Here is a 4525-nt window from a genome sequence, read left to right on the forward strand (position 1 = left end):
GTCGCATCACGAGAATGGAATCGGGGTTTTGATCGACAATATTGATTAATTGGCTAAGAATTTCCATATGGCCAAATATAGCAAATATTAGGCTAATTATATATAAAGATAGCTTGGTGCCTTGAATAATTTTGCTATGTTAATAATCGTAGAATCACTATGAAACATAAAAACATAAAACCCCACAAAGATTTTGCACTTGAAAGACAGGTCGGAAAATCTAAAGATAAATTCCCTCATTCAGATCAAGAAATTGATAAAGCCAACATCTACTGGCTGGCTTGCATCTATTCTAGTCCTTTTATGCCAATGATAGATTTAAGCTTTGCTATTGATGAGTTGAAAAAGATGCTAAAACAATGGTTAAAAAATAGAAAGAAACCTATCATTTATAAAAACAAAACTAATGAAACAATATAAAACAGTTCTGGTTTTAAGCATATTGTTGCTGTTATTGGCACCCCATATTTACGCTCAGCATACTGAAAAAGTCCAACCTTTAAGTTTGGAAGAAATATGGAAAGTTGCTGAAATGAATAATCGACAACTGAAACTATCTGATCTAAATCTTCAGCAAAGTAAAATAGAAATATTGGAAGCCAAAGACCGTTTGTTGCCCGAACTTTCAGTAGGTGGGGACTTAAAACTCAATTCCAAATTTCTGATTTATGACAATGGATTATTCTCTTCTCCACAAGATGTACCTGTAAAGGGCTATGGGTACGGAGTAGGCTACAACTTAAATTTTAATCTTTACAATGGTGGTAAAGACAAAAGGAACATCGCCATGAAAAAGGAAGAAGAGACACGTAAACAATATGAAGTTGATCTGCAAAGGCATAGTGTAAAATATAATGTTGCAGTTACTTATTTTGATTTATATAAGTTTTTGCATTTCTATGATTTTCTAAATGCAGAGATTGAAGCAGAAAAAAAGCAATTGAGATTGATAGAAAGTCTACATAAAAACGGCACCGTATTAAAGAGTGATGTACTGAGAACCTCCGTGAAATTGTCTCAACTGGAACTTAGTCTTTCCGATGTTACAAAAAAGATTGAAATCGCTAAACAACGGCTCAATATTCTGATGGGATGTGAAAATGATATTGGGCTAGCAATCAAATACGAAGATACAATTGAATTAAACGCTATCACAGAAGGTGACTACAATGACTATGTAGACATTGCTTTCAACAAATCTCCAGAATACAAAATGGCTGGTAGTGACATCAAATGGAGTGAACTGAACGTAAAACAAGTGAAAGCTACGCTATTGCCCAAAGTTTCTTTGTACTCTAACTATAATTACAACTATCCACAGATTTCCTTTTATCCGTATTCAAACGATTTGTGGGGATTTGGTCAGACAGGAATTAAAGTACAGTATTCTATTGATAATTTGTACAAAAGCAAACATACCATTGCTCGTGCCCAAGTTGTCAGCAATCAAGCGAAAGAAAAAGCAGAAATGAAGAAGGAAGAAATCTCTCTTCAGGTAAAAGAAGCTTATTTACAGCAAAAACAGGCTTTGGAAAGTGTGCTAACGGCAGAACAAAATATTATTAAAACCGCCGAAACCGTTCGCGTTATCAGAAGTAGCTACCTAAATCAGGAATCATTACTGACCGATCTTTTGGAAGCAGAAAATGCCTTATTGGAAGCAAAATTCAATCTGACAACAGCACAAACAAACGTAAAAGTAATCCATATCAGACTATTAGCAATTATAGGAATTCTTTAATACAAATATTATGAACAAAAATAAAACAGATAATATTATTGTAAGCCTAACCAAATGGTTTGGTATCGCATTATTCGTAGGGATCATTATCTGGGGATCTACCTATTTCTTTAAAGGATATCGCTATGAACAAACTAATGACGCACAGGTAGATGCTTATCTCTCACCGATAAACGCAAAAGTGGGTGGCTATATCAGCAAAATATATTACAAGGACAATCAGCTTGTTAAAAAAGGTGATACACTTGTGGTCATTGAGTTGGACGAGTATGGACTGAAAAAAGACGCGGCATCAGCAGAACTCATGAGTTCACACGCTAAATTACCGATTTTAACTGCGAGCGAAGAAACGCAACTTAAAAGTATTGAGGTTATAAAAGCACAATTAGCAGGAGCTAAGGCGAGATTGAACCAACAGCAAAAAGAATTTGACCGTTATAAAAATCTACTGGCGGATGAATCTACCACACAACAAAAATTCGACAACATCAATGCTTCTTTATCCATTGCACAGTCAGATTATGATCAGGCTAAAGCTTCTTTAGAAGTAGCAGAATCTAAATTGAATGATTTCAGAGCTCAACATAATGCTATACAGGCAGAGATAAAAATTAAAGAAACACTTGTTCAAAGACAAGAATTGGACATTCGATATACGGTTATCACTGCACCTTTTGATGGGCAAATTGGTAAAAAGACCATTCAGGAAGGTCAACTGATACAAGCTGGGCAAACTTTGGCTTTTTTGGTGAACAAAGCCGAGGAAAAATGGGTGATTGCCAATTTTAAAGAAACACAGATTGGCAACTTTAAGATTGGACAAGCAGTGTCTATAGAAGTTGATGCTTTTCCGAATGAAAAATTCAATGGTACTATCGAATCACTTTCGCCCACCACAGGTTCACGTTATTCGCTACTTCCACCAGATAATGCAACAGGTAATTTTGTCAAAATCATCCAACGTATTCCTGTAAGAATTAAACTGACCGATACTCCTGAAAAATTAGGGAAACTTTCTGCCGGGATGAATGCTAATGTTTATGTTTTAAAAGATTAATGATGCAAGCACATAAAATACCGATTTTCAAATCCTGGGTATCTGAATGGGTGGCGAGATCTGTCATATTTGCCATTCTTATGACCTGTCTGTTTAGCTTTGCTTATTACGGTAATCCAGTTGCTGCGATGGGTTTTTACGGTATACAACCTACCGATGTGCAATATGGTATGGTCGTTATCTATGGCTCTACTGTAGCTTTCCTGGCACTTGATTTTCGGATCGTAAAATATTTTGCACCTAGGAAATATTTACTGATTGCCCTTGCTGTAAACGCAATCTGTTCTGTGCTCTGTTTTCATTTTAAAGATTGGACATTGTTTGTTATTTGCCAGTTCTTTCAAGGAATTACCTGTGCATTGATGTCAGGAATTGTGTTACAACTTATTTTTCCAAGATTACAATCTGTACGTGCCCGTGTGATTGCTTTTAGCCTACTGTATGGCAGCATACAGATTGCCGTTCCTTTTTATTCTATTTTTACCAGTGTAGTCATTCATTTTTTTGATTTTAACTGGCTATTCTACGGATTTATCGTCATACTCTTCATTCTAACGATTACCATATTGCTTACGATGAACAGCAAAGCTCGATTTACCAAAAAGATTCCATTGTATCAGGTGGATTGGATAGGCTATCTGTATTACGTGTCTTTCATCTTAATCTTGGGATACATCCTTGTCTATGGGCGACAATTGGGATGGTTCGGTAGTTCATTAATCACTACGCTTAGCGTCATCAATCTAATTATTCTTTCACTTTTCATCATTAGAGAATTGAAGCTTAAACGACCATTAATCAACTTACAGATTTTCAAGACCAAGAATTTTGTCATTGGTCTATTACTCCTTTTTACATTTTATATTTTTAAAGGAAGTACAGGACTTGCCTACGGCTATCTTGAAGTAATTTTAGGAAATGACCCATTGAGCACCATTCCGATATGGACGTCTGTAATTTTAGGGACTACACTGAGCATGTTCGTTACTTCCAGATTTGTTTTGATGGGTTATAATCTGATAAGAATGATTATTGTTGGCTTTGGAATTATGGCGATTTATTATGCATATATGATACTATTTGTTTCTGTACAGGGCGAAACGATGGATTTCATTTTACCGATGTTTATTTATGGTGTGGCAACAGGAATCTTATTTGTTCCTATTGTTTCGTTTACCGCTTCATCAGCACCGCCAGCAATTGCTATCAATGCATCGCTCGTTGGTATATTGGCTAGGTTTACAGGGTTTACAGCTAGTCTGGCACTGAATAACGAACTTCAATTATTTGCAAAGTCAGGAGTTCGCGAAAAGATTCGGGAAGCAGTTACGGAAACCAACCCTCAATTGCCAACTACCTTACTGGATATTCAAAATCAATATATGAATACCGGTAGCGATATCTATACTTCAAAAGCAGTATCCTCAGGCTACTTTAATCAAATGGTAGGTCATCAAATATTGGCTCGTGCTACTAGAGATTATTACGACTGGATGCTAACAGGTGTGATTTTAGTAATTGTTGTTTTGCTCCTCTTGCCACAAATTCAATATGTTGTTTTGAAATTAAGAAAAGGTAATATCCCTTATTAGAATGAACAATATATTCTACAGTATACTAAATAGTTTAGATGGGAATCTAAAAAAAAATCATACTACCAATGATAATTTTATCCATCAAATAGAGCTTGATATAGAACTTATTTTCACTACCGTCCAAAACGATTA

General features: G+C 35.5%; 4 protein-coding genes. All 4 read left to right on the forward strand.

The features are described from left to right. Positions 1 to 159 precede the first annotated feature (159 nt). Genes B3C94_RS20885 through B3C94_RS20900 form a run of 4 tightly spaced genes read left to right on the forward strand, consistent with a single transcriptional unit; the run spans position 160 to position 4390 of the window. Complete coding sequence (locus B3C94_RS20885) at positions 160 to 420, forward strand: hypothetical protein (RefSeq protein WP_293907374.1); 261 nt, start codon at positions 160 to 162, stop codon at positions 418 to 420. Further along, entirely contained in the window at positions 407 to 1741 is a 1335-nt protein-coding gene (locus B3C94_RS20890) for a TolC family protein (RefSeq protein ID WP_293907376.1), read from the forward strand. The genes B3C94_RS20885 and B3C94_RS20890 overlap by 14 nt, the downstream gene beginning before the upstream one ends. 10 nt (positions 1742 to 1751) lie before the next feature. After that, a complete protein-coding gene (locus B3C94_RS20895) occupies positions 1752 to 2798 on the forward strand; it encodes an HlyD family secretion protein (RefSeq protein WP_293907378.1) in 1047 nt (348 codons plus the stop codon). 2 nt (positions 2799 to 2800) lie between these two features. Beyond that, entirely contained in the window at positions 2801 to 4390 is a 1590-nt protein-coding gene (locus tag B3C94_RS20900) for an MFS transporter (protein WP_293907380.1), read from the forward strand. The last annotated feature ends 135 nt before the right edge of the window (positions 4391 to 4525 follow it).

The organism is Sphingobacterium sp. UBA5670 (assembly GCF_002420705.1).
GTDB lineage: Bacteria > Bacteroidota > Bacteroidia > Sphingobacteriales > Sphingobacteriaceae > Sphingobacterium.